Here is a 24941-nt window from a genome sequence, read left to right on the forward strand (position 1 = left end):
AGACCAGCCCAGCGTACTCTCGGGCCGCGGCCCGCGCCGGTCGCGCCGCGTCAGCTGCGGCGGAGCCGCCACGCGGCCACGACGCCGGCCAGCAGCACCAGCCCCACGCCGATCCAGGCCGACCAGCCCACGCCCGCGTCGAACGCGGCCCCGGCCGACGCCAGCAGGCTCGACGCGGACTCGGCCGGGATCTCGCCCGCGACTGCGACCGCACCGCCCAGGGTCTCCCCCGCGCGCTGCGCCTGCCCGGCGTCGAGGCCCTCGGGCAGGACCACGCCGGAGCGGTAGGCCGCCGTCAGCACCGTGCCGAGCGTCGCCGTGCCGAGCACCGCGCCCAGCTCGTACGCCGTCTCCGAGACCGCGGAGGCGGAGCCCGCCTTGTCGGCCGGCGCGTTCGCGAGCACCAGCTCGTTCGAGACGGTCTCGGCCGCGCCGATCCCGAGCCCGAGGAAGGCGAAGGAGACCGCGACGGTCAGCGCGGAGGCGCCGCCGGGCGCCGCGCTGCCGATCGCGAGCAGCGCGTAGCCGACCGCCGAGATCACGAGTCCGGCCGGCACGACGATCCGCGGCGAGATCCGACGGGCGATCGGCACCACGCCGAGCCCCGCGCCGATCATCACGACGAGTCCGGGGACCAGCACGAGTCCCGCCTCGAGCGGCGACAGGCCGACCACGAGCTGCAGGTGCTGCGAGACGAAGAACAGCCCGCCGACCAGCGCCACGACGCTCAGCAGATTGACCAGGATCGCCGCGCTGAACGAGCCGCGGCGGAAGAGCGAGAGATCGAGCATCGGCACCTCGCGGCGCTGCTGCCGGCGGACGAAGAGCACACCGCTGACGACGCCGACCACGAGCGAGAGCACCGCGACCGCGTCGATCCCGTGCTCGGCGGCCGACTTGATCGCGTAGACGATCGGCGCCATCGTCGCGAGCGAGAGCAGGATGCTGACGACGTCGACGGGACCCGGCCGCGGGTCGCGCGACTCCGGCACCAGGATCGGCGCGAGCACCACCAGCGGCAGCAGCACCGGCACCGCGAGCAGGAACACGGAGCCCCAGGCGAAGTTCTCCAGCAGCACGCCGCCGACGAGCGGGCCGATCGCCGAGCCGACCGCGAAGCCGGTCGCCCAGATCGCGATGGCCATCCGGCGCTGGTCGCGGTTCGGGAAGAGGCTGCGCAGGAGCGACAGCGTCGAGGGCATCAGGGTCGCGCCGAAGAGTCCGAGCGCGGCACGGGCGGCGATCAGCGCGCCGGCCGTGGGAGCGAAGGCCGCCGCGACCGAGACGACCGCGAAGCCGACCGCGCCGATCAGCAGGAGCCGGCGCCGGCCGACCCGGTCGCCCAGGCTGCCCATCGCGACGAGCAGTCCGGCGAGCACGAGTGGGTACGCGTCGACGATCCAGAGCAGCTCGGTGCCGGTGGGCCCGAGGTCCTCCGCGATCAGCGGCAGAGCGAAGTTGAGGACGGTGTTGTCGACCGAGACCAGCAGCACCGGCAGCATCAGCACCGCCAGCGCGAACCAGGCGCGGCGGCCGACGCGGGGTCCGTCGGGCTCGACGGCGGCTCCGGAGAGGGAGTCTCGGCTCGTGACGGTGGCGACGGGTGCGGTGCGGGCGGACACGGTGGTGCTCTCTCTCGACGGGGTGATCGCCACCGAGTATACCGTCCAGCCGGTACAGTAGCTAGAAGGTGGCGCCGAATCCGTCCCTAGGATGGAGCCCATGCCCGCCGCCCCCGCCCGCGACCGCGTCCTCGACGCCTTCGAGGCCCTGCTGATCGAGCAGGGCGAGCGCGCGGCCACCCTCGACGCCGTCGCCCGGGCCGCCGGTGTCTCCAAGGGCGGGCTGCTCTACCACTTCCCGTCGAAGGACGCCCTCGTCGACGGACTCGTCGGCCGGCTGGACGACCGCCTCGCCGAGGACATCGACCGGATCCGCACCTCCGACGAGGGCGTCGTTCCGTACCTGATCCGCACGTCGTTCGCCGCCGACACCCCCTTCGACCGCACCATCCTCGCCGTCTCCCGCGTCGCCCAGGGCAACGACGAGCGCGCGAGCGCCGGCCTCGCCCGCATCCACGACAGCTGGTACGCCGTCGTCACCGAGGCCGTCGGCGACCCCCTCGTCGCCCGCGCCATCGTCCTGATGAGCGACGGCCTCTACTACAACTCCGCCCTGCTCCCCACGGGCGACAGCCCCCGCGGCGAGGCCGACGACGTCCTCGCCGTCATCGCCCGCCTCCTCCCCCACTGACTAGGCGGAGCGGCCCCCGCCGCCCAGCTGAGAGGAGCGGTTGCCGCCGCCTGGCTGAAAGGAGCGGCCGCCGCCGCGCCCGCCCCATGCTCTTCGACCAGCGCCGCAGGCGCCCCCCATGCCGGTCGACCAGCGCCGCAGGCGCCCCTCATGCTGGTCGAGTAGCGCCGCAGGCGCGTATCGAGACCCACGCCTGCATACGCCCGATCTCGATACGCCCGCTTCGCGGGCTACTCGATCAGCATGAAGCCGCAGGCGCGGGCCGAGACCCGCCCGCTCCTACAGCCGCACGACCCCTTCGACGAGCGTCGCCGTCGCGCCGCCGATCCACACGTCGTCGCCGAGGCGCTCCACGAGCACGCGCCCCGCACGCCGCATCGCCGTGCCCTGCGCCGCCGTGTACCGCTCGGGCGCGAGCCCGGCCCCGATCAGCCACTGCGCGATCCCCGCGTTCAGGCTCCCCGTCACCGGATCCTCCGGCACCCCCGCGTCCGGGATGAACGCGCGCACCTCGAACGCGCACTCCGCCCCCGCCGGATGCGGCCCGACGACGCCGACGGCGAGCCCGCCGAGCAGCGCCGCCTCCGGCTCGATCGCGAGCACCCGCTCCGCCGACTCCAGCCGCAGCGCCAGCCAGCCGGGGCCGTTGTCCGCCCACTCGTGCCCGAGGATCTCCGCCCGCGCCAGCCCCAGCGCCGCGGCAGCGCGCTCCAGCGTCGGCTCGTCCACCGGCCCCGTGCGCTGCCGCGGCGGCGCGGCGAACGCGATCGCCCCGTCCGTCACCCGCAGCCGCACGAGCCCGGCCGCGCACTCCTGCACCAGCACGCCCTCCTCGCGCGGCACGCCGCCTCGAGCCACGCGTGCGCGCTGCCCAGCGTCGGGTGCCCCGCGAAGGGCAACTCCCGCCCCGGGGTGAAGATCCGCAGCCGGTAGTCGGCGTCCGGAGTCGTCGGCGGGAGCAGGAACGTCGTCTCCGACAGGTTCGTCCAGCGCGCGAACGCGGCCATGTCCGCGTCGGACACCCCGTCGCCGTCCACGACCACCGCCACCGGATTGCCGAGGAACGGCTCCGCGCCGAACACGTCGACCTGGGCGAACCTGCGCTGCACGGCGCCGTCCTCTCTCGTCGCGTCCGAGCTCTACTGCTCGGTGATGTCGATCTCCTGCATCAGGTCGGCGTCGATCGCGACGCGGACCTTCTCCAGCAGTCCGTCGGGCGCCGGCGAGTCGATCGTGATCACCGAGAGCGCCTTGCCGCCGGCCTCGGTGCGCGCGATCTGCATGCCCGCGATGTTGACCGAGGCGTCGCCGAACTCACGCCCGTAGACCGCGACGATCCCGGGCCGGTCGATGTAGCTCATCACGACGTGGTGCTTCGCGAGCGGCACCTCGACGTCGTAGCCGTTGATCGCGACGAGCTTCTCGACCTGCTTCGTGCCGGTGAGCGTGCCCGAGACCGAGATCTGCGAGCCGTCCGAGAGGGCGCCGCGGAGCGTGATCACGTTGCGGTACTCGTCCGAGACCGCATCGGTGATCAGGCGCACCTCGATGCCGCGCTGCTCGGCGAGCACCGGCGCGTTGACGTAGGAGACCGTCTCGGACACCACGTTGCTGAAGACGCCCTTGAGCGCCGCGAGCTTGAGCACCTTGACGTCGTAGCCGGCCAGCTCGCCGCGCACCTCGACGTCGATCGACGTCACCGGCGAGGCGGCGAGACCGGAGAAGACCTGGCCCAGCTTCTCCACCAGCGGGATCCCCGGGCGGACGTACGGGTCGATGACGCCGCCGGCGACGTTCACCGCGTCCGGCACCAGCTCGCCGGAGAGCGCCAGGCGCACCGACTTCGCGACCGAGACGCCCGCCTTCTCCTGCGCCTCGTCGGTCGACGCGCCGAGGTGCGGGGTGACGACCACGTTCTCGAGGGCGAGCAGCGGCGAGCCGGTCGGCGGCTCCTTGACGAACACGTCGAGCCCGGCGCCGGCGATGGTCTTCGCGACCAGCGCGCGGTGCAGCGCGTCCTCGTCGATCAGCCCGCCGCGCGCGACGTTGACGATGAACGCGGTCGGCTTCATCAGGCCGAGCTGCTCGTCCGAGATCATCCCGGTGGTCTCCGGGGTCTTCGGCATGTGGATGGTGATGAAGTCGCTCTGCGCGAGGAGGTCCTCGAGCGACAGGAGCGTGACGCCGAGCTGCTGGGCGCGGGCGCTGGTGACGTAGGGGTCGTATGCGACCACGTTCACGCCGAAGGCCTGCAGGCGCGCGGTGATCAGCGCGCCGATGCGGCCGAGGCCGATGATGCCGACGGTCTTCTCGTAGAGCTCGACGCCCGTGTACTTCGAGCGCTTCCACAGGCCCTGCGCGAGCGCGCTGTGCGCCGCCGGGATGTGGCGGGCGAGGCTCAGGATGTGCCCCACGGTGAGCTCGGCGGCCGAGACGATGTTCGAGGTCGGCGCGTTCACCACCATGACGCCGGCGGCGGTCGCGGCCGTGATGTCGACGTTGTCGAGGCCCACGCCGGCGCGCGCGACGACCTTGAGGGCCGGAGCCGCGGCGATCGCCTCGGCGTCGACCTGCGTCGCGGAGCGGACCAGGATCGCGTCGGCCGTGCCGAGTGCCTCGAGCAGCGCGGGGCGGTCGGTGCCGTCCACGGAGCGGATCTCGAAGTCGGGACCGAGGGCGTCCACGGTGGCGGGCGAGAGTTCTTCGGCGATCAGGACGACCGGCTTAGTCACGAGAGGCGCTTCCTTCGGGGAGGGGACGGAGCGGGCACCGAGCACGGGGCCCGGTGGAGCCCCCGCCACTGTAGCGGAGGGCCGCAGCCGCGCCCGGCCGTATGACGCCCGCTCTCGCCGACGGGCGCGGCCCGTCCCTAGAGCGAGACCAGGCTCTCGAATCCGAGGATCAGCTGCACGTCCAGCGAGAGGGCGGCCGAGAGGCACAGCGCCGCGACGAGCAGACCGGTGCGGGCGAGGAGCCCGCGGCGGCGGCCGAGCACGAGCGCCGTGACGAAGCAGACCACCGGCAGCGCCAGTCCGAGCAGCAGGACCGTCCAGCCCGTGCCGTTCAGGTCGGTACCGAGCGTCGCGGCGTAGGTGCGCAGCCCGACGAGGTTGCCGATCCCCTCCCAGACGTCCCAGGCGAAGAAGAGCGCGAAGACCGCGGCGATCAGCACGGAGAGCAGGAGCCGCTTCCCCCGGCTGTCGCGCCGGCCCGTTCCGCCGAGGGTCGCCTTCGCGGAGGAGTCGGCGGAATCGGCGGCCGTCGACGCGCCGGTCGTCTCGTTCGATGCGGTGTCGCTCATCACGCCCCCTTCAGGAACGGCAGGGGGGCCAGCAGGATCAGCCCGGCGACCAGCCAGAGCACCCGGGTCCGCGTGCGGGAGCCGCGCGTACCGAGCAGCACCGCGGCGAACCAGCAGGCGGGCCCGGCCACCGCGAGCCACAGGCCGAGCCCGTAGAGCCCGCCGCCGAGCGCGTCGCCCGCGAAGGTCGTGGCGCTCGTGGCGCTCTGCCGGGTCGCGGTGATCATCCAGCCGATCGTCCACAGCAGGTAGAGGCCGGCCGCGACGCCCATCGCGACGAGCAGCACGGAGGAGGCGGCCGCCGCGTCCGCGGCGTCGCGCTCCTCATCGGAGTCGTCGTCCTCGAGCTCGTCCTCGTCGTCCTCGCGCAGCTCGTCCGGCAGCTCGTCGACGTCGCCCTCGCGCGCCGCCCGGTCCGCCGGAGCCGAGCGGACCGCCCGCGGAGCCTTCCGCCGAGGGGTCCCGTCGCCCGCCACGAGCGTGGGGTCGCCGCCCTCGCCCGCCCAGCTGAGCGCGTCGTCGTCCCGGTCGTCCTCGGGTCTGCTGTCGATCACCGCAACACCCTAGCCGCGCGCCCTCGCCGTCACCTCGGAGCACCCCGACACCTCCCCGCCACCGCCCGGCCACCCGCCGTCCTCCCCCGCGGGCGACCCTTCCGGGATGGGGGAGCACTCGGGGACGGACGCGGGCGCGGCGGACGGCGGCCGGCGCCGCTACGTGGCGATCGGCGACTCCTTCACCGAGGGCGTCGGCGACCCGCACCAGCGCCTGCCCAACGGCGTCCGCGGCTGGGCCGACCGCGTCGCCGACCGGCTCGCCCGCGCCGAGCCCGGCTGGGAGTACGCGAACCTCGCCATCCGCTCCAAGCGGCTCGCGCAGATCACCGCGGAGCAGCTGCCGCCCGCGCTGGAGCTGCAGCCCACCCTCGTCACCCTCTACGCCGGCGGCAACGACATCCTCGACCTCGGCACCGACATGGGCGCGCTGATCGACGGCTACGAGCACCTCGTCGACGCGCTCGCGAGCACGGGCGCCTCGCTCGTGCTCTTCACCGGCTTCGACATCCCGGGCCTGCCCGCCCCGCGGATGTTCGTCAAGCGCAACCGCGTCTACAACAGCGCCGTGCGGAGGATCGCCCGCGAGCGCGGCGCCGTCCTGGTCGACTACTGGCGGATGCAGGCCTTCCGCGACGCCGCGATGTGGTCGAGCGACCGGATGCACCTCTCCAAGCGCGGGCACCGCGTGCTGGCGGCCGAGGTGCTCGACGTCCTGGGCGTCCCGCACACGATCTCGGCCGGACCCTGGGACGCACCCGAGCCGCTGACCCCGCGCGCGCTCCTGCGCGACCAGTACCGCTGGGCGCACGACTGGGTCCTCCCCCTGGTGGGCCGGAAGATCCGCCGGGTGACCCTCGGCGACCACCTCTCCCCGCGCTGGCCGGAGCCCGTGCTGGTCCCGCCGAAAGGCGGCCTGCGCCGGCTCGTCCGGGACTCGGCTCGCTGACCGACGGCGAGCTGCAGGACATCAGCCAGGAGCGGGTCTCATCGCCGATCGGCGATGAGCAGCCGTCTCCGCTGATGTTCGTGCAGGAGCCTCCGCCGAAGACCTGCAGGAGCGGCCCCGCGGAGTGTCCGCGCCGCTAGGACAGCAGCGGCAGCCCCGCCACCAGCAGCAGCGCCACAGCGAGCATCACGATCGGCGCCACCCGCCCCGCGCCGGCGCTCGACGGCGCCGCCCGCCGCGCGGTCCCGGTCAGTCCGCGGCGGTCGATCGCCGCCACTCCCCCGCGCACCGACAGCGGACCCTCCTCGAGATCGCCCGGCCAGCGCTCGACCAGCAGCCGGCGACTGCGCGCCAGCGCGGCGTCGGAGGCGCGCAGCACGGCGATCGGCAGGGCGTTCGCCTGCGACGAGCCGATCCCGGCCGCCGCTCCCACCGCGACGACGACCGCCGCGGTCACGACGGCCCCCTCCGTCCCCTGCAGCGCGATGACCGCGACCAGCAGCAGCACGCCGACGAGCGCGACGACGAGCCCGGCGAGCGAGAGCGCTGAGAACAGCGCCGAGCGCCGTCGCAGATCGCGGAGCGACGCCCGCCCGCGCGCCTCGGCACGAGCGGCGCGCGACGGCGCGAGGATCCCCGCGAGATCCGCGGGCGTCACCGCGTCCTCGGGCAGCCGGACATCGTGCGGCAGATCCGCCGTCTCGTCGAGGTCGTCCCGGTCGAGGTCCGCGGGCACCGGCCAGGCCGCCCGGGCGAAGCGCTCGGCCGCGCTCTCGGTCCTTCGGCGCAGAGCTGCCGCGGCCACGACGAGCACCGCGCCCGCGATCAGCGCGAGCGCGAGGGCCGTGACGGTCCGGAGCGCCGCGGGCGCCTCCTCGAGGATCCCGCCGGACGCCAGCGCCAGCGCCGCCGCGAGCCCGCCGCCGGCCACCCCGCACAGCACGACCCCGCCCGACACCGCGAGCGCCAGCCCGTCCCGCGCCGCGGCCACGCCCTCGTCCCACTGCCGCAGCCGCCGTTCCCGTCGCTCCATCCGCCCCACGCTACCCGCGCCCCGCCGCCCCGAGCACCCCTCGCCCACGGCGCATCAGCGTGCACACGTGAGGTCTCGATACGCGCTGCGCGCTACTCGACCACCAAGGAACGCCCACGCCCACGGAGCACGACCGCACCGGCTCCCGCCCATGCTGATCGAGTCGCCCGCACCGCGGGCGTATCGAGATCCACCGCCTGCACAAGCGAGGTCTCGATACGCGCTGCGCGCTACTCGACCAGCATGGAACGCCTACGCTCCGGAGCACGTCCACGCCCGCACCCGCTCATGCTGATCGAGTAGCCCGCACCGCGGGCGTATCGAGGTCCACCAGGTGCAGACGCGAGGTCTCGATCCGCCGCTCCGCGGCTACTCGACCAGCAGGGGGCCAGGACGAGTCGACCCGCAACGGGGCCCGGCACATCCGCAGGGCCCGCTCCGGGTCCACTCGCGCAGGACCTCGCTCCTGAGCGGACGCGTACGGGGCCCTGGCCAGGTCGCACAGCCCGTCCCGGGTCCACTCGCTCCGCCTCCGCGCGGAGCAGCCTCCGGACGCGAGGAAGCCCCGGCCCCGCCGACGCACCCGCTGCTGCGGGGCCGTCGGCAGGCCGGGGCTTCCTCGGTCCGCCCGTCGCTGCGACTAGCGCGCGACGCTGCCGTCGGTGTAGTCCTCGTCGGTCTGCTTCCAGGCGAAGAGCTTGCGCAGCTCGCGGCCGGTCTCCTCGATCGGGTGCTTCTCGCCCTTGGCGCGCAGCTCCTGGAACTCGGGCGCTCCCGCGTCCTGGTCCGCGATGAAGCGCTTCGCGAAGGCGCCGCTCTGGATGTCGCCGAGCACCGCCTGCATGTTCTGCTTGACGCTCGGGTCGATGACGCGGGGGCCGGACACGTAGTCGCCGTACTCGGCCGTGTCGGAGACCGACCAGCGCTGCTTGGCGATGCCGCCCTCCCACATGAGGTCGACGATCAGCTTGAGCTCGTGGAGCACCTCGAAGTAGGCGATCTCGGGCTGGTAGCCGGCCTCGACCAGCGTCTCGAAGCCGTACTGGACGAGCTGCGAGGTGCCACCGCAGAGCACGGCCTGCTCGCCGAACAGGTCGGTCTCGGTCTCCTCGGTGAAGGTGGTCTTGATGACGCCGGCGCGGGTGCCGCCGATGGCCTTCGCGTAGGACTTCGCGGTCTCCCAGGCGGTGCCGGTCGCGTCGTTCTCGACGGCGATGATGTCCGGGATGCCGCGGCCGGCGACGAACTCGCGGCGCACGGTGTGGCCGGGGGCCTTCGGCGCGATCAGGATCACGTCGACGCCCGCGGGGGCCTCGATGTAGCCGAAGCGGATGTTGAAGCCGTGCGCGAAGGCGAGCGTCTTTCCCTCGGTCAGCTTGTCCGCGATCTGCTCGCTGTAGATGGCGCGCTGGTGCTGGTCCGGCGCGAGGATCATGATCAGGTCGGCCCAGTCGGCGGCGTCGGCGACGCTCTTAACCTCGAACCCGTCGTCCTCGGCCTTGGCGGTCGACTTCGACCCCTCCTTGAGAGCGATGACGACCTGGACTCCGGAGTCGCGGAGGTTCTGCGCGTGCGCGTGGCCCTGCGAGCCGTAGCCGACGATCGCGACCTTCTTGGACTGGATGATGGAGAGATCGGCGTCGGCGTCGTAGATGAGCTCGGTCACGTGATGCTTCCTTTTCTGTGGATGGAGTGGGCGGAGCAGAGGTACGGCGGAGCCGTCAGTTCTTGAAGACGCGCTCGGTGATCGACTTCGAGCCGCGCCCGATGGCGAGCAGGCCCGACTGGGCGATCTCCTTGATGCCGTAGGGCTCGATGACCCGGAGGAACGCGGTGGTCTTGCCGGAGTCGCCGGTGACCTCGATCACCAGGGCGTCGGTCGCGACGTCGACCACGCGGGCGCGGAAGAGGTTCACGGCCTCGAGCACCTGCGAGCGGGTCACGTTGTCGACGCGCACCTTCACGAGCAGGTGCTCGCGGTGCACCGACTGGTCCGGGTCGAGCTCGACGATCTTGATGACGTTGATCAGCTTGTTCAGCTGCTTGGTCACCTGCTCGAGCGGGAGGTCCTCGACGTCCACGGCGACCGTGATGCGCGAGAGCCCGTCGAGCTCGGTCGGCCCGACGGCCAGCGACTCGATGTTGAAGCCGCGGCGGGCGAACAGCCCGGCGACGCGGGTGAGCAGTCCCGGCTTATCCTCGACGAGCAGGGAGAGAACGTGGTGGGTCATGCGGTCTACTCCTCGTCGTCCCAGGTCGGGCTGTGGTCTCTGGCGTACTGGACGTAGCTGTTCGAGACGCCCTGCGGGACCATCGGCCACACCATGGAGTCGCGGCTGACCACGAAGTCGATCACGACCGGCCGGTCGTTGGTGGCGATCGCGAGCTCGATGGCCGCGTCGATCTCCTCCGGCTTGGTGACCCGGATGCCGAGGGCGCCGTACGCCTCCGCGAGCTTCACGAAGTCCGGCACCCGGACGGTGTCGTGGCCCGTGTTGAGGTCGGTGTTCGAGTAGCGGCCCTCGTAGAACAGGGTCTGCCACTGGCGCACCATGCCGAGCGAGGAGTTGTTGATCACCGCGACCTTGATCGGGATGTCGTTGATCGTGCAGGTGGCGAGCTCCTGATTGGTCATCTGGAAGCAGCCGTCGCCGTCGATCGCCCACACGGTGCGGTCGGGCTCGCCGACCTTGGCGCCCATCGCGGCGGGCACGGAGTAGCCCATCGTGCCGGCGCCGCCGGAGTTCAGCCACGAGTTGGGGCGCTCGTACTTGATGAACTGCGCCGCCCACATCTGGTGCTGGCCGACGCCCGAGGCGAAGACTCCCTCGGGGCCGGTGATCTCGCCGATGCGCTTGATCACGTACTGCGGCGAGAGCAGGCCGTCGACCGGCTCGGTGTAGCCGAGCGGGAACTCCTCCTGCAGGCCCTTGAGGTAGGTCCACCAGTCGGCCGTGTCGGGCGCCGCGCCGTCGATCGCCTTCGCGAACGCGTCGGTGAGGTCCGGGAGGACGTCCTTGAGGTCGCCCACGATCGGCACGTCGGCGGTGCGGATCTTCGAGATCTCGGCCGGGTCGATGTCCACGTGCACGACCTTGGCGTTCGGCGCGAAGAGCGCCGCCTTGCCGGTCACGCGGTCGTCGAAGCGCGAGCCCAGCGCGAGGATCAGGTCCGACTCCTGCAGCGCGAGCACCGCGGGGACCGTGCCGTGCATGCCGGGCATGCCCAGCTGCTGCTCGTGCGAGTCGGGGAACGCGCCGCGCGCCATCAGCGTCGTGACGACGGGAGCGCCGCACGCCTCGGCGAACGCCAGGAGCTCGGCCGCCGCACGGGCGCGGATGATGCCGCCGCCCACGTAGAGCACCGGCTTCTTCGCCTCGGCCAGCAGCTGCGCCGCGGCCTGGATCTGCTTGCCGTGCGCCTTCGTCACCGGGCGGTAGCCGGGCAGGTCGATCCTGGGCGGCCAGACGAAGGGCGCCTCGTCCTGCTGCGCGTCCTTGGTGATGTCGACGAGCACCGGGCCGGGGCGGCCCGTCGTCGCGATCAGCACGGCGGAGGCGAGCGCCGAGGGGATGTCCTCGGGGCGGGTGACGAGGATGGAGTGCTTCGTGATCGGCATCGTGATGCCGACGATGTCAGCCTCCTGGAAGGCGTCGGTGCCCATCAGCGTCGAGAAGACCTGGCCGGTGATCGCGAGCATCGGCACGGAGTCCATGTACGCGTCCGCGATCGCCGTGACGAGGTTCGTCGCGCCGGGTCCGGAGGTCGCGATGCAGACGCCGAGCTTGCCGGTGGCCGCGGCGTAGCCCTCGGCCGCGTGGCCGGCGCCCTGCTCGTGGCGGACCAGGATGTGGCGGATCTTCGACGAGTCCATCAGCGGGTCGTAGACGGGAAGGATCGCGCCGCCGGGCAGGCCGAAGACGTCCTCGATCCCGAGCATCTCGAGCGAGCGGACGACCGCCTGCGCTCCGGTGAGCGACTCGACGGCGGAGGCGACCGCCGGCGCGGACGCGGCGGTGCGGGGTGGCTGGGGTGTCGGTGCGGTGGGCACGGCGGACGGGTCCGGGGTCATGCGGGTGTCGATTCCTTCGAAGCGTGATGCGGCGGCGGGCACTGGGGCTCGGAGAACGGGAGAGGAGCGACCGGTGCCCGGGAGGCGCGTGTGCGCGGCCGGCCCGAGCGGGCCGGGGTCACCCGGTGGTGGCGCCCTCGGCGGCCGAGCGGACGAGCTTGGCGTACTTGGCGAGGACACCGCGGGTGTAGCGCGGAGGGAGGGGCGCCCAGCCTTCTCGGCGGGCGGCGAGCTCGGATTCGTCGACGAGTAGGTCGATCGATCGAGCGGCGATGTCGACCCGAATCGGGTCTCCGTCGCGGACGAATGCGATGGGACCTGCGTCCACCGATTCGGGAGCTATGTGGCCGATGCACAGGCCGGTTGTGCCGCCTGAGAATCGTCCGTCGGTCAACAGTAGTACATCTTTTCCGAGGCCGGCCCCCTTGATGGCGGCCGTGATGGCCAGCATCTCGCGCATCCCGGGCCCGCCCTTGGGGCCCTCGTAGCGGATGACCACCACGTCGCCCTTCTGGATCTCGCCGTCGGTCAGCGCGTCCATCGCCGCGCGCTCCCGCTCGAAGACCCGCGCGGGTCCCTCGAACACGGAGGCGTCGAAGCCTGCGGTCTTGACGACCGCGCCCTCGGGAGCGAGCGTGCCCTTCAGCACGGTCAGCCCGCCGGTGGCGTGGATCGGGTTGTCGAGGGTGCGGATGACCTCGCCGTCGAGCGGCGCGATGTCCATCGCCGCGAGGTTCTCGGCGACGGTCTTCCCGGTGACCGTCAGGCAGTCGCCGTGCAGGAGGCCCGCGTCGAGCAGGGCCTTCATCACCGCGGGGACGCCGCCGTGGCGGTCGACGTCGTTCATGACGTACTTGCCGAACGGCTTGAGGTCGCCGATGTGCGGGATCGTGTCGCCGATGCGGTTGAAGTCGTCGATCGTGAGGTCGACCTCGGCCTCGTTGGCGATCGCGAGCAGGTGCAGGATGACGTTGGTGGAGCCGCCGAAGGCCATCGCCACGGCGATCGCGTTCTCGAACGCCTCCTTGGTCAGGATGTCGCGCGCCGTGGTGCCGTTGCGCAGCAGCTCGACGACGGCCTCCCCCGACTTGCGGGCGAAGTAGTCGCGGCGGCGGTCGGCGGCGGCGGGCGACGCGGAGCCGGGCAGGCTCATCCCGAGCGCCTCGGCGACGCTGGCCATGGTGTTCGCGGTGTACATGCCGCCGCACGAGCCCTCGCCCGGGGCGAACGCGCACTCGATGCGCTTGGCGTCCTCCTCGGACATGATCCCGGCCTTGACGCCGCCGACCGCCTCGAAGGAGTCGATGATCGTGATGTCCTTCTCGGTGCCGTCGGACAGCTTGACCCAGCCCGGCGCGATCGACCCGGCGTAGACGAAGACGGCGGCGAGGTCGAGGCGCGCGGCGGCCATCAGCATGCCGGGCAGCGACTTGTCGCAGCCGGCCAGCATGACGGTGCCGTCGAGGCGCTCGGCCATCATCACGGTCTCGACGGAGTCGGCGATGACCTCCCGCGAGACGAGCGAGAAGTGCATGCCCTCGTGGCCCATCGAGATGCCGTCCGAGACGGAGATCGTGCCGAACTGCAGCGGGTACCCGCCGCCCGAGTGCACGCCCTCCTTCGCGCTGCGCGCGAGGCGCTCCAGCGAGAGGTTGCAGGGGGTGATCTCGTTCCAGGACGACGCGATGCCGATCTGGGGCTTCTCCCAGTCGTCATCGCCCATTCCCACGGCGCGCAGCATCCCGCGCGACGTCGTGGCCTCGATGCCGTCCGTGACGGTGCGCGAACGAGGCTTCCAATCGATTTCCGGCATGTGACGAGGCTACCGCCTCGTGCACGGTGCTCCGGCGCTCCGGGGCGCGCCCGATCCGTCGCGAACGGTCGTGTCCCGCGCCCCGATCCGTCGCGAACGGTCGTGTCCGGAGCCGTGAGCCGACCGTCCGTGACGGATCGGCCGGCGAGACTCAGTCGGCGGTGGCGCGGAAGTCGGCGAGCATCGACAGGACGTGGGCGATCTGCTCGGGGCCGCGGACGCGGTAGGCGGCGGACGTCGTGCCCGCGCCGCTCTTGACACCCACGTCGCCGGAGCCGAGCACCGCGAAGGCGTCCTCGTCGGTGACGTCGTCGCCCGCGTAGAGCACGGCGGTCGCGCCGGTGTAGCGGCGCAGGTGCTGCACGGCCTCGCCCTTGGTGGTCGAGCGGACGGAGAACTCGAGGACGTTCTTGCCCTCGCGGACCGTGACGCCCTCGACCTCGGCGCGCGCCTCGGACAGGGCGACGACGTGGGCGACGCGGCTGTGCCGGTCCGTCGCGAGGCGGGTGTGCAGGGCGAAGCCGGCCGGCTTGTCCTCGATCCAGACGTTGTCGATGCCGCGGGCGATGCCCTTCAGCACGTCCTCGAGCACGCCGACCTTGGCCAGCTCCGTCTCGTCGAGGCGGACGGCGTCGTCGCCCGGGTCGAGGCGGATCTCGATGCCGTGCGAGCCGACGAGCAGCGCCTCGTCCGGCAGCTCGGCGACCTCCTCGAGACTGCCGAGCGCTCGACCCGAGACCAGCGCGACGCGGGTGCCGGGCAGCGCGAGCAGCCGGAGCACCGCCTCGCGCGCCTCGGGCAGCGCCCGGGCGTGCGCCGGGTCGTCGACCTCGGGAGCGAGCGTCCCGTCGAAGTCGAGGGCCACCAGCAGCCGGCCGGTCGCGGCGAGCTCGCGCAGCGCGGCGACCAGGCGGTCCGGCACGCCGGGCAGGTGCTCGCCGGGGGTCGGGGCGACGGTGGTCATCGCGACGCCTCCGCCTCGTCGCGGCGGGCGTCGTCGCGGCGCGCGTCCTCCGCTGCCCGGCCGCGGACGCCGTCCTCGTGGTGCTCGGCCTCCTGGCCCAGCGGCGCCTCCTGACCCCGCGGGGCCGGGTGCACGTCGAGCTGCTGACCCGCGGCGTGCTCGCTGAGCGCGTCGAGGAAGCTCGCGGACCAGCGCGAGACGTCGTTCTCGAGCACGCGGCGGCGCAGCGCCCGCATCCGGCGGGTGCGCTCGGCGCGCGGCATGCGCGCCGCGCTCTCGATCGCGTCCTTGAGACCGGCGATGTCGTGCGGATTGATCTGTACGGCCTGCTTGAGCTCGTCGGCCGCGCCGGTGAACTCGCTCAGCACGAGCACGCCGTCGTTGTCGAACCGGGAGGCGACGTACTCCTTGGCGACCAGGTTCATCCCGTCGCGCAGCGCGGTCACGAGCATCACGTCGGCGGCGAGGTAGAGGGCGACCATCTCCTCGCGCGGGTAGCCGTGGTGCAGGTAGCTGATGGCGGGGTTGCCGATCGTGCCGTAGTCGCCGTTGATCCGGCCGACCTGCAGCTCGATGTCGTCGCGGAGCAGCTTGTAGGTCTCGACGCGCTCGCGGCTCGGACTCGCGACCTGCACGAGCACCGCGTCCTTGGTGCTGAGGCGGCCGTCGGCGAGCAGCTCGCCGAACGCCTTCAGCCGGTGGCCGATGCCCTTGGTGTAGTCCAGGCGGTCGACGCCCAGCATGACCACCTCGGGGTCGCCGAGGTCGGAGCGGATCTGGCGGGCGCGCTCCTGGATCTCGGGGGTGCGCGCCATCGCCTCGAAGGCGGCGGAGTCGATCGAGATCGGGAAGTGTCGCGCGACGACGGGGCGGACGCTGGCGCCGCGGCGCGAGCGGTTGACCCGGCGGGTGCCGTCGACCGCGTCGTCCTCGACCGGCACCTCGACGACGGTGCTGCGGGTGTCGTAGCCGAGCAGGCGGCGGACCGCGCGGAGGAAGCTGCCCGCGTCGCCCTGGCGCTGGAAGCCGATCACGTCGGCGCCGAGCAGGCCCTCGACGATCTGCTTGCGCCAGGGGAGCTGGGCGAAGATGCCGTACGGCGGGAACGGGATGTGATTGAAGAAGCCGATCGTCACGTCCGGCCGGAGCTCGCGCAGCATCTTCGGCACCAGCTGCAGCTGGTAGTCCTGCACCCAGACGACGCCGTCCTGCTCCGTCACCGCGGCGGCGGCCTCGGCGAAGCGGCGGTTGACCCGCACGTAGGCGTCCCACCACTCGCGGTGGTAGGTGGGCGGCGCGATCACGTCGTGGTAGAGCGGCCAGAGGGTGTCGTTGGAGAAGCCCTCGTAGTAGTCCTCGAGCTCCTGGGCGCTGAGGGCGACCGGGACGATCTGGACGCCGTCGTTCTCGAACGGCGCGACGTCCTCGTCCGCGACGCCCGGCCAGCCGACCCAGGCGCCCTCGTTGGCGCGCATCACGGGCTCGAGCGCGGTGACCAGGCCGCCGGGCGAGGTCTTCCAGGAGGCGGTGCCGTCGGCGGCGACGACGCGGTCGACCGGGAGGCGGTTGGAGACGACGACGAACGCGTTGCGGGCGGTCGCGCCGGGGGTGCCCGCGGTCGCGGCGTCCCCGTTCTCGGCGGTGTCGGCGGTGCTGTCCTCGGTGCTGTCCTCGAGGGGTGCGGGGGCGGAGGCGGAGTGCGGAGGAATGGTGGTCCCGATCGTCGGTCGTGCCGTCTTCGTACCCGGCGAGGCTACCAGCCGCACCCGAGCAGGAGCCGGTCTCAGCCCTGCGCCAGGGCGAGCGCGAGGACCGCGCCGCCGACCGTCGGCACCACGGCGACGGCGCCGAGCAGCGCGTACTGCCGCCACGAGATCGTCACGCCGAGGGCGGTCAGCCGCTGGTGCCAGAGCAGCGTCGCGAGCGAGGCCCATGGGGTGATCAGCGGACCGGCGTTCACGCCGATGAGCAGGGCGACCAGCCGGACCGGATCGGCGGCGACCGGCTCGAGCGCGAGGTAGGCGGGCAGATTGTCGACGAGGTTCGCGGCCACGACTCCGGAGCCCGCGAGCCGGAGCAGCTCGCCGACGCCGCTCCCCTCGCCCGCGACGACGGCGAGCGCCGCTCCGAGGCCCAGCTGGTGCGCCGCCTCCATCACGACGAAGAGACCGGAGGCGAAGACGACCAGCTGCCACGGCAGCAGCGAGAGCGTCAGCGCCGAGGGCCGGCGGAGGGCGAAGAGCACGACGAGGGCGAGCGCCGCGACCGCCGCGGGGATCCACACCTCGAGCCCGGAGACGAGGGCGGGCAGCAGCAGGGCGACGACGACGCCGGCGCCGATCAGCAGGACCCGGTCCTCGACCGCGGTCCGCTCCCCCGTCCGGTAGCGCCCGGCCAGCTCGCGGCGGTAGCGGACGGCGAGCACGAGCACCGGGATCACCGCGGCGACGAGCGCGGGCGCTGCGGTCAGCGCGGCGAAGGCGAGCGGGCCGTCGACGCCGAGCCGCCTCTCTGCCAGGAGGTTGGTGAGGTTCGACACAGGGAGCAGCAGGGAGGCGCAATTGGCCAGCCAGACGGTCGCCATCGCGAACGGCAGCGGCGAGACGCGGACGTGCGCGGCGAGCAGGACGACCACCGGCGTGAGCAGCACAGCGGTCGTGTCGAGGGACAGGAAGACGGTGCTGACGATCGCCATCGCGACCACCAGGAGCCAGAGCAGAGCGGTCCGGCCGCGCCCCCAGATCGCCGCCCGCTCGGCCACGACCGTGAAGACTCCGGCCTTGGAGGCCAGCTCCGCCACCACGGTGACCGCGACCACGAAGGCGAGGATCGGCGCCGTGCGCTCGACCAGCTCGCCGAGCGCGTCCATCGGCAGGACACCGGTGAGAGCGGCGATCGCGCCGAGCACGAGCAGCACCGCCCCGATCACAGCCGTGCGCATGTCGTACCCGTTCTCCTCGGTGCGCGCCGCGGCGGAGCGCCGGGCAGCGGTTCACCGTAGCGGGCGGCACCGACGGCGGTGCCGTGCGCGGGCCGTTCGAGGTGTCGACGGCGGTGTCAACCGTTGCGGAGGAGGCGGGCGGCACCGCTAGCGTCGTCGTGACACCCAGGAGGCAATCGATGCGCAAGTTCATCCTCAATTCCAGCGTCATCAGCGCGATCGTCGGAGGCTGGTCCATCCTGCAGACGACGCGCAAGGGTCCGCGCGACTGGCGTCTGGCCCTGCAGTGGGTCAGCTGGGCGATCGCTCTCGCGGTCGCCATCGGCTCGGTCTCCTACGACTCGAAGGAGCTCGTCAAGGAGGAGCACGGCAAGAAGCGCGACCGCTGATCGCCGCACCGTCCTGACACGCCGCGTGCCATCGGCCGCGGCGTGTCAGCGGCTCTGCGCGCCGTCGCCCCTGGACACTGGAGGCATCAGCACGCGGCACGGGAAACGGGGTTCGTCATGAGGTTTCGTCTGAGGCGCCGCCAGCCGGCCCCCGAGGTCGTCGCGGCCCCCGCGCTCACGCAGGACGAGCTCTTCGCCGTCGTGCACGAGCGCCTGTCCGCGTTCGTCGGGGCCGAGGGCGCCTGGGTCGTCACCCGGCGCAGCCACGACGACCGCGACCCGATCTTCCACGGGATGCTCGCCCGCTCGCTCGCGCACGAGCTGTCCGCCGCGATCCAGGCCGAGCAGCTGCGCGCCGGCGTCGAGGCGACCGCGAACCCCGTCACCTCCGCCATCCCCGTGATGCGCGCGTCGACTCCCCCGGTCGTCGCGGAGCCCGCCGCCCCCGTCGCGGAGCCCGCCGCCCTCACCTGGGACCCGAAGCCGATCACCGTCTGGGCCGAGCCCGACGCCGCCGCGGCCCCCGCCCCGGCCGACGCCGCCCGCTGACCCCGCGGCGTCGCTCCGCGGCTCCTCGACCAGCAAGAGGAGCGCGGCGCTGAACTCATGCTGATCGAGTAGCCCTCGCAGAGGGCGTATCGAGATCCACCCGACTCTGCACGCCGGGTCTCGATACGCCGCTCCGCGGCTACTCGACCAGCATGAGCCGCGCGGCGCACCGCGCCCTGTTCGTTCTGCGGCGCACCACGCTCAGCCCATGCTGATCGAGTAGCCCTCGCAGAGGGCGTATCGAGATCCACCGTTGTCGGCACGTCGGTCTCGATACGCCGCTCCGCGGCTACTCGACCAGCATGGGCGCCGTCAGACCGCGGGCCAGGCCTCCGGACCCTCGCTGCCCGCCGGGTACTCGTCGAGCGGCACGTCGTCGGCGCGCCACGCGTCGATCGCCGGCTGGACGATGCGCCAGCACTCCTCGGCCGCGTCGCCGCGCACCGAGAGCGACGGGTCGTCGTCGAGGATCCCCGAGATGACCTCGCCGTAGGCCAGCAGCTCCCCCGCCCCGAAGGTCGCCTCGAGCGACGCGCGCTCGAGCGTGTACGGGTCGCCGGGGCCGTTGATGTTCAGCTCGAGCGCCATCTGGTCCGGCGCGAGGAACAGCCGCAGCACCGACGCCTCGGCCGTCCCGTGGAAGCCGGACGGCAGGTGCGGCACCGGCTTGAAGCGGATGACGACCTCGCGCCGCCGCTCCCCCAGCGCCTTGCCGGAGCGCAGCGTGAACGGCACGCCCGCCCAGCGCCAGGTGTCGATCTCGACGGTCAGCTCGGCGAGGGTCTCCGTCTTCCGCGACGGGTCGACGCCCTTCTCGTCGGCGTACGCGGGCAGCTCGCGCCCGTCGACCGACCCGGCGGTGTAGCGGGCGCGCCGCGAGCTCGCGGCGAGGTCCTCGCCCTTCAGCCGGGTGGCCCGCAGCACGATCCCCTTGGCGTCGCGCAGGTCGGCCGCGTCGAGCGTCGACGGCGGCTCCATAGCGACGACCGCGAGCACCTGCAGCAGGTGGCTCTGGATCATGTCGATCAGTGCGCCCGCGCCGTCGTAGTAGCCGGCGCGCCCCTCCAGGCCCAGCTGCTCGTCGTAGACGATGGCGACGCTCTCGATGTGCTCGGCCGACCAGAGCGGCTCGAGGATGCGGTTCGCGAAGCGCAGGCCGAGCAGGTTCATCACGGTCGCGCGGCCGAGGAAGTGGTCGACGCGGTGCACGCGGTCCTCGGGCACGAGGGCGGCGACGCGCGCGTTGAGGTCGCGCGCCGACTCCTCGTCGACGCCGAACGGCTTCTCGAGGGCGAGCACGGTGCCCTCCGGCAGGTCGTGCGCGGCGAGCGCGTCGCAGGCCTTCGCGGCGACGGCCGGCGGCAGGGCGAAGTAGATCGCTACCGGGCCCTCGCAGCTCGCGAGCAGCGCGGCGAGCGCCTGGGCGTCGGTGACGTCGACCTGCTGGTAGCGCGTCCCGGAGACGAGCGCCTCGATGCCGTCCCCCGACGCGGTCTCGGTGGCGAAGGAGGTGGAGACCACCTCGTGCCAGTGCTCCTGCGTCCAGTCCTCCTGGCCCGCGCCGACGAGGTGCAGGCGGCGATCGGGCTCCCGGGTCAGGAGCTGACCGACAGCGGGGAGGAGGAGGCGGGCGGACAGGTCGCCCGTCGCACCGAGGATGAGCAGCGTGTGGACCGACTGAGGCATGCGCCACACCCTACGGCGCCCCTGCCGAGCGTGTCCCGGCCTTGACGGCCCTGCTCGGGGGCCCGGCCGGCTCCGCCCGCCGCGGGAGCGCCCAGCGTTCTGCTGCGAAGATCAGCGCATGGTCTCCCCGATCGAGGACTACGCCGTCCTCTCCGACTGCTGCACCGCCGCTCTCGTCTCCCGCGAGGGCGGCATCGACTGGCTCTGCCTGCCCCGCTTCGACTCCGCCTCGATCTTCGGCGCGCTCCTCGGCGGTGACGACCAGGGCCGGTGGTCGCTCCGGCCGATGGACGCCGAGGCGACCGTGGAGCGCCACTACCTGGGCGACACCCTCGCGCTCGTCACGACCTGGACCACCGCCACCGGCGTGGTCGAGGTCACCGACGTGATGCCGCTGCGCGACGACCGCGCCGAGCTGGTGCGCCGGGTGAGGGGCGTCTCGGGCTCCGTGCGGATGCGGCAGGAGCTGCGGATCCGCTTCGACTACGCCCGCACGATGCCGTGGGTGCGCCAGGAGGGGACGGACGAGGACCCGCTGCTCGTCGCCGTCGCCGGGCCGGACGCGGTCGTCGTCCGCGGCGTGCGGCTCTCGGCGACCGATCACGTGCACTCCGCCGAGTTCGACGTCGCGCCCGGCGAGACGGTGGACCTCTCGATGGCGTGGTTCCCCTCGCACCAGCGCGCCCCGAAGGTGCTCGACGTCGACAGGGCGATCGAGCGCACGGTCGACTGGTGGTCGGAGTGGGCCGGATCGATCCGCTACGACGGCCCCTACCGCGAGGCCGTGGTCCGCTCGCTGCTGACACTCCGGGCGCTCACCGACGACCAGACCGGCGGCATCGTCGCCGCCGCGACCACGTCGCTGCCGGAGGAGTTCGGCGGCAGCCGCAACTGGGACTACCGCTACGTCTGGCTCCGCGACGCCTCGCTCACCCTCGAGGCGCTGCTCGCGCACGGCTTCGAGCGGGAGGCGCAGAAGTGGCGCGCCTGGCTGCTGCGGGCGGTCGCCGGCGCTCCGGAGGACGTGCAGATCATGTACGGGCTGGCCGGCGAGCGCGATCTGGCCGAGCGGACGATGCCGAGCCTGCCCGGCTACGACGGCGCGTCCCCGGTGCGGATCGGCAACGCCGCCGTCGACCAGTACCAGGCCGACGTGATCGGCGAGGTGATGGTGGCCCTGCACGAGGCGCGGGCCGCGGGCGTCGACGAGACGGAGTTCTCCTGGCCGCTGCAGCGCGCGCTGCTCGGCTTCGTCGAGGCCAACTGGCAGCGGCCGGACAACGGCATCTGGGAGATCCGCGGCGATCCGCGGCACTTCACCCACTCCCGGGTGATGGTCTGGGCGGCGCTGGACCGCGGTGTCCGGGCGGTCCGCGAGCACGGCCTCGACGGCCCGGTCGAGACGTGGGAGCGGCTGCGCGAGACCGTCCGCGCCGAGATCGAGGAGCAGGGCTTCGACGCCGAGCGCGGGCACTATGTGCAGTCCTACGGCTCGACCGAGGTCGACGCGTCGCTGCTCGTGCTGCCGATGGTCGGCTTCGTCGCCGCCGACGACCCGCGGATGCTCGGCACGGTCGCCGAGCTGGAGCGAGCGCTGATGCACGACGGGCTGCTGCACCGCTACCGCACGGAGTCCTCGGTCGACGGCCTCGCCGGCGGCGAGCACCCGTTCCTCGCCTGCTCGTTCTGGCTGGTCAGCCAGTACGCCGCCTCGGGCCGCCTCGCCGACGCCCGGACCCTGATGGACCGCCTCGTCGGCCTCTGCAACGACGTGGGGCTGCTCTCGGAGGAGTACGACGTCGAGAACCGTCGGCACGCGGGCAACACCCCGCAGGCGCTCTCGCACCTCGCACTGGTCCAGGCCGCCGACGCGATCGCGGCGCACCGATGAGCGGCCGCAGCACGCGCGCGCCGCGGAGGCGCCGCCGCCCGCTCCGGATCGTCCTGCTGAGCCTCGGCGCCCTCCTCGCGGTCGCGGTGCTCGCCTTCCTGACCTGGTCCTCGATCGTGATGGGACCCGATCCGGAGGCCCTCGCCCGCGTCGACGCGGACCCCGCGGTCGCCGTCGAGCGCACCGACAACGCGATCGTGATGAGCCCGACCGACGACGCCGGCACGTCCCTCCGCGGCACGGGACTCGTCTTCGTCCCCGGCGCCAAGGTCGACGCCGCCTCCTACGAGGCGACCCTCGCGCCGCTCGTAGAGGAGGGCGCGAGCGTCGTCATCACCCGGCCGATCCTGCATCTCGCGTTCTTCGACCTGCGCTCGCTCGAGACCTTCACCGAGCAGGCCGACGGCGTCGACGAGTGGCTGGTCGGCGGCCACTCCCTCGGCGGCGTGAAGGCCTGCCAGTGGGGCGACGACCCCGAGGTCGCCGGCCTGGTGCTCCTCGGCAGCTACTGCGCGAACGACCTCTCCGCCTCGGGTCTGCCGGTGCTCAGCCTGAGCGGCTCGGAGGACGGCCTCAGCACGCCCGCGAAGGTCGCGGCGGCGAGCGGCCGGCTGCCCGCCGACGCCGTGTCCGTCGAGATCGACGGGGCGAACCACGCCGCGTTCGGCTGGTACGGCCCGCAGCCGGGCGACGGCACCGCGACGATCAGCCACGAGGAGTCCGACGCGGAGATCGCCGAGGCGCTCCTCGCGTTCGCGGCGGAGCGGGGCTAGGCCCGCTCCTCCCCCGTCGCGGCTCAGTCGCGCTGGCGGCCGTCGCGGTCCGGCGCCTCGCGCAGGTCGATCATCCCGGTGAACAGGGCGCCGCGCTCGTTCGACTCCCGGTCGCCCGAGAACAGATTGTCGGGAGCCGATCGCACGTGGCTGCGAGGTGCCGGCGCGGTGCCCGCCTCCTCGTGCTGCATCTCGACGCGCTGGCGCGGCAGGGCGATCGGGTCGCTCTCGTGCAGCCAGGTGACCAGCCGCTCGCGCACGTAGCAGCGCAGGTCGAAGAGCGTCGGCGCGTCCTTCGCGGTGACGAGCACGCGGATGCGGACGTAGCCGCCGATCGCGTCGGTGACCTGGAGCACGCTCACGCGGTGGTCCCAGAGCTCGGTCTCCTCGAGGATGCGGTGCAGCTCCGCGCGCATCTCCTCGGGGCGCACGCGCCAGTCGAGGTCGAGCTCGACCGCGCCGAGCAGCTCGGAGCCGGTGCGGGTCCAGTTCTGGAACGGCTGCGTTGTGAAGTAGTTCGTCGGGAGCACCAGGCGGCGGTCGTCCCAGAGGTGCACGACCACGTAGGTCAGCGTGATCTCCTCGATCCGGCCCCACTCGTTCTCGACGATCACCACGTCGTCCAGGCGGATCGCGTCGCTGAAAGCCAGCTGCATCCCCGCGAAGATGTTGGTGAGGCTCGACTGCGCGGCGAGACCGGCGACGATCGACAGCACTCCGGCGGAGGCGAGCAGCGACGCCCCGGCGGTTCGCGCCTCGGGGAACGTGAGCAGCGAGGCGCCGATCGCGATCACGACGACGGCCGCGACGGCCACCCGCCGGATGATCGTCATCTGCGTGCGCAGGCGCCGGGCCCGCCGGTTGTCGGCGGTGTCGGTGCGGTAGCGCTCGGCGCCGAGGTCCTCGAGGAAGACGAAGGTCGCGCCGACCAGCCAGGCCGCGGCGCCGATCGTGGCGATCTGGAAGACCCTGTCGATCAGGCCCGGCCAGACGTCGCCGGAGACGGTCGCGGCGAGCGCGGCCCAGACGGCGATGGTCAGCAGCAGGACGCGGAAGGGGATGCGCACCCGGCGGATCAGCAGTCGCGCCCAGGTCTTGCGCTTGCCGATCGAGCGGAAGATCAGGGCGACGACCGCGGTCGCGACGACGGCGATCACGACGGCGATGAGGACGGCGAGGGCGATGCCGCCGATCTCGGGGAGGACGTCTTCGGGCACGGCGATCCTTTCGGGTGGGGAACGGGAGCGCGCACCATCGAGCGGATCGGACGAAGAGGGCAGCCTCGCACGGACGCGGCGACGGCGGTGCCGCTTGTGCGCGGATGCCCAGGCGGGGGGCCCGGCCTCGGGCACCCGCGGAAACGACGAAACGCCCGCCGCAGTGGCGAGCGTCTCGAGTGGTGCACCCCCTCGGACTTGAACCGAGAACCCACTGATTAAGAGTCAGTTGCTCTGCCGATTGAGCTAGAGGTGCGTGGCGACCGGCGAATCGTGCGTGCCGAACCGAGGGATCACATTACCAGCGTCCACCCCCGTTTCGTCAAATCGACACTCGGACGGCCGCGCCCCCTGCCGATCGAGCAGCCCGCGCAGCGGGCACCATGTTGATCGAGTAGCGGCCGGAGGCCGCGTATCGAGATCCACCCTCCTGCACACGTGGGTCTCGATACGCGCTGCGCGCTACTCGACCAGCAAAGGAGCGCACCGGGCGCCCCACCCATGCTGATCGAGTAGCGGCCGCAGGCCGCGAATCGAGATCCACGCGTGCAGAACG

The 24941-nt window shown here is 72.8% G+C and carries 20 protein-coding genes, 1 tRNA gene and 1 pseudogene; 6 read left to right on the forward strand and 16 right to left on the reverse strand.

The genetic code is table 11. The annotated features are described in order from the left end of the window. Positions 1-50 precede the first annotated feature (50 nt). Entirely contained in the window at positions 51-1655 is a 1605-nt protein-coding gene (locus HQQ82_RS15935) for an MFS transporter (RefSeq protein WP_367947976.1), read from the reverse strand. Between the two features lie 67 nt (positions 1656-1722). On the opposite strand from HQQ82_RS15935, the gene HQQ82_RS15940 reads away from it, so the two are divergent. Further along, entirely contained in the window at positions 1723-2253 is a 531-nt protein-coding gene (locus HQQ82_RS15940; RefSeq protein ID WP_173234950.1) for a TetR/AcrR family transcriptional regulator, read from the forward strand. 279 nt (positions 2254-2532) lie between these two features. Here the strand turns inward: HQQ82_RS15940 and HQQ82_RS15945 are convergent. The 4 genes and pseudogenes from HQQ82_RS15945 to HQQ82_RS15960 all read right to left on the reverse strand — a co-directional run bounded on the left by HQQ82_RS15945 (position 2533) and on the right by HQQ82_RS15960 (position 6108). Further along, positions 2533-3362: pseudogene (locus tag HQQ82_RS15945) on the reverse strand (PhzF family phenazine biosynthesis protein). A 30-nt stretch (positions 3363-3392) separates the two neighbouring features. Then, positions 3393-4985 (reverse strand): phosphoglycerate dehydrogenase, encoded by a 1593-nt coding sequence (serA, locus tag HQQ82_RS15950; protein ID WP_173234952.1) that lies wholly within the window; start codon positions 4983-4985, stop codon positions 3393-3395. 137 nt (positions 4986-5122) lie between these two features. Further along, the gene (locus HQQ82_RS15955) at positions 5123-5554 is read right to left on the reverse strand and encodes a hypothetical protein (RefSeq protein ID WP_173234954.1); all 432 of its coding nucleotides are present in this window, start codon (positions 5552-5554) and stop codon (positions 5123-5125) included. Beyond that, positions 5554-6108 (reverse strand): hypothetical protein, encoded by a 555-nt coding sequence (locus HQQ82_RS15960; protein ID WP_173234956.1) that lies wholly within the window; start codon positions 6106-6108, stop codon positions 5554-5556. Before HQQ82_RS15960 ends, HQQ82_RS15955 begins: the two co-directional genes overlap by 1 nt. 106 nt (positions 6109-6214) lie before the next feature. Here HQQ82_RS15960 and HQQ82_RS15965 point away from each other — a divergent pair, with 106 nt between their 5' ends. Then, entirely contained in the window at positions 6215-7057 is an 843-nt protein-coding gene (locus tag HQQ82_RS15965; RefSeq protein ID WP_173234958.1) for an SGNH/GDSL hydrolase family protein, read from the forward strand. Between the two features lie 136 nt (positions 7058-7193). On the opposite strand, the gene HQQ82_RS15970 is transcribed toward HQQ82_RS15965, so the two are convergent. From HQQ82_RS15970 to HQQ82_RS16005, 8 genes are all read right to left on the reverse strand, one after another. Beyond that, a complete protein-coding gene (locus HQQ82_RS15970) occupies positions 7194-8090 on the reverse strand; it encodes a hypothetical protein (protein ID WP_173234960.1) in 897 nt (298 codons plus the stop codon). Between the two features lie 640 nt (positions 8091-8730). After that, positions 8731-9756 carry a ketol-acid reductoisomerase gene (gene ilvC, locus HQQ82_RS15975; RefSeq protein ID WP_173234962.1) on the reverse strand — a complete coding sequence of 342 codons (1026 nt, stop codon included), beginning with the start codon at positions 9754-9756 and terminating at the stop codon, positions 8731-8733. Positions 9757-9811: 55 nt separating this feature from the next. After that, positions 9812-10321, reverse strand: a complete 510-nt coding sequence (gene ilvN, locus HQQ82_RS15980; protein WP_159984246.1) for an acetolactate synthase small subunit — start codon at positions 10319-10321, stop codon at positions 9812-9814. A gap of 5 nt (positions 10322-10326) precedes the next feature. Continuing rightward, positions 10327-12162 carry an acetolactate synthase large subunit gene (locus tag HQQ82_RS15985; RefSeq protein ID WP_173234964.1) on the reverse strand — a complete coding sequence of 612 codons (1836 nt, stop codon included), beginning with the start codon at positions 12160-12162 and terminating at the stop codon, positions 10327-10329. A 118-nt stretch (positions 12163-12280) separates the two neighbouring features. Next, positions 12281-13975: a dihydroxy-acid dehydratase gene (gene ilvD / locus HQQ82_RS15990; protein WP_173234967.1), complete on the reverse strand. Its 1695-nt coding sequence runs from the start codon at positions 13973-13975 to the stop codon at positions 12281-12283. Between the two features lie 151 nt (positions 13976-14126). Further along, the gene (gene otsB, locus HQQ82_RS15995; RefSeq protein WP_173234974.1) at positions 14127-14939 is read right to left on the reverse strand and encodes a trehalose-phosphatase; all 813 of its coding nucleotides are present in this window, start codon (positions 14937-14939) and stop codon (positions 14127-14129) included. Continuing rightward, a complete protein-coding gene (locus tag HQQ82_RS16000; RefSeq protein ID WP_367947977.1) occupies positions 14936-16705 on the reverse strand; it encodes a trehalose-6-phosphate synthase in 1770 nt (589 codons plus the stop codon). Before HQQ82_RS16000 ends, otsB begins: the two co-directional genes overlap by 4 nt. A 17-nt stretch (positions 16706-16722) precedes the next feature. Continuing rightward, positions 16723-17880, reverse strand: a complete 1158-nt coding sequence (locus tag HQQ82_RS16005; protein ID WP_173234976.1) for an SLC13 family permease — start codon at positions 17878-17880, stop codon at positions 16723-16725. Positions 17881-18059: 179 nt separating this feature from the next. Between HQQ82_RS16005 and HQQ82_RS16010 the strand changes: the two genes are divergently transcribed. After that, positions 18060-18269: a hypothetical protein gene (locus tag HQQ82_RS16010; protein ID WP_173234978.1), complete on the forward strand. Its 210-nt coding sequence runs from the start codon at positions 18060-18062 to the stop codon at positions 18267-18269. Positions 18270-18386: 117 nt separating this feature from the next. Beyond that, positions 18387-18818 (forward strand): hypothetical protein, encoded by a 432-nt coding sequence (locus tag HQQ82_RS16015; RefSeq protein ID WP_173234980.1) that lies wholly within the window; start codon positions 18387-18389, stop codon positions 18816-18818. A gap of 312 nt (positions 18819-19130) precedes the next feature. On the opposite strand, the gene HQQ82_RS16020 is transcribed toward HQQ82_RS16015, so the two are convergent. Next, positions 19131-20504, reverse strand: coding sequence for a glucose-6-phosphate dehydrogenase (locus tag HQQ82_RS16020; protein WP_173234982.1), 1374 nt, complete (start codon positions 20502-20504; stop codon positions 19131-19133). A 118-nt stretch (positions 20505-20622) separates the two neighbouring features. On the opposite strand from HQQ82_RS16020, the gene HQQ82_RS16025 reads away from it, so the two are divergent. Continuing rightward, the gene (locus HQQ82_RS16025; protein WP_173234984.1) at positions 20623-22395 is read left to right on the forward strand and encodes a glycoside hydrolase family 15 protein; all 1773 of its coding nucleotides are present in this window, start codon (positions 20623-20625) and stop codon (positions 22393-22395) included. After that, the gene (locus HQQ82_RS16030) at positions 22392-23168 is read left to right on the forward strand and encodes an alpha/beta hydrolase (RefSeq protein WP_173234986.1); all 777 of its coding nucleotides are present in this window, start codon (positions 22392-22394) and stop codon (positions 23166-23168) included. The genes HQQ82_RS16025 and HQQ82_RS16030 overlap by 4 nt, the downstream gene beginning before the upstream one ends. Positions 23169-23191: 23 nt before the next feature. Here HQQ82_RS16030 and HQQ82_RS16035 read toward each other — a convergent pair whose 3' ends face one another. Then, complete coding sequence (locus tag HQQ82_RS16035; protein WP_173234988.1) at positions 23192-24385, reverse strand: mechanosensitive ion channel domain-containing protein; 1194 nt, start codon at positions 24383-24385, stop codon at positions 23192-23194. A 180-nt stretch (positions 24386-24565) separates the two neighbouring features. After that, positions 24566-24641 (reverse strand) — tRNA-Lys (locus tag HQQ82_RS16040). Positions 24642-24941 lie beyond the last annotated feature (300 nt).

It is taken from the genome of Rathayibacter sp. VKM Ac-2856, from assembly GCF_013205055.1.
Lineage (GTDB): Bacteria > Actinomycetota > Actinomycetes > Actinomycetales > Microbacteriaceae > Rathayibacter.

Coding starts and splice junctions, on each gene's coding strand:
- HQQ82_RS16030 (WP_173234986.1), top strand. CDS start 22,392: ATGAGCGGCCGCAGCACGCGCGCGCCGCGGAGGCGCCGCCGCCCGCTC.
- HQQ82_RS15940 (WP_173234950.1), top strand. CDS start 1,723: ATGCCCGCCGCCCCCGCCCGCGACCGCGTCCTCGACGCCTTCGAGGCC.
- HQQ82_RS16005 (WP_173234976.1), bottom strand. CDS start 17,880: ATGCGCACGGCTGTGATCGGGGCGGTGCTGCTCGTGCTCGGCGCGATC.
- HQQ82_RS16010 (WP_173234978.1), top strand. CDS start 18,060: ATGCGCAAGTTCATCCTCAATTCCAGCGTCATCAGCGCGATCGTCGGA.
- ilvD (WP_173234967.1), bottom strand. CDS start 13,975: ATGCCGGAAATCGATTGGAAGCCTCGTTCGCGCACCGTCACGGACGGC.
- HQQ82_RS15985 (WP_173234964.1), bottom strand. CDS start 12,162: ATGACCCCGGACCCGTCCGCCGTGCCCACCGCACCGACACCCCAGCCA.
- ilvN (WP_159984246.1), bottom strand. CDS start 10,321: ATGACCCACCACGTTCTCTCCCTGCTCGTCGAGGATAAGCCGGGACTG.
- HQQ82_RS15955 (WP_173234954.1), bottom strand. CDS start 5,554: ATGAGCGACACCGCATCGAACGAGACGACCGGCGCGTCGACGGCCGCC.
- HQQ82_RS15965 (WP_173234958.1), top strand. CDS start 6,215: ATGGGGGAGCACTCGGGGACGGACGCGGGCGCGGCGGACGGCGGCCGG.
- otsB (WP_173234974.1), bottom strand. CDS start 14,939: ATGACCACCGTCGCCCCGACCCCCGGCGAGCACCTGCCCGGCGTGCCG.
- HQQ82_RS16020 (WP_173234982.1), bottom strand. CDS start 20,504: ATGCCTCAGTCGGTCCACACGCTGCTCATCCTCGGTGCGACGGGCGAC.
- HQQ82_RS16015 (WP_173234980.1), top strand. CDS start 18,387: ATGAGGTTTCGTCTGAGGCGCCGCCAGCCGGCCCCCGAGGTCGTCGCG.
- HQQ82_RS16025 (WP_173234984.1), top strand. CDS start 20,623: ATGGTCTCCCCGATCGAGGACTACGCCGTCCTCTCCGACTGCTGCACC.
- HQQ82_RS15970 (WP_173234960.1), bottom strand. CDS start 8,090: ATGGAGCGACGGGAACGGCGGCTGCGGCAGTGGGACGAGGGCGTGGCC.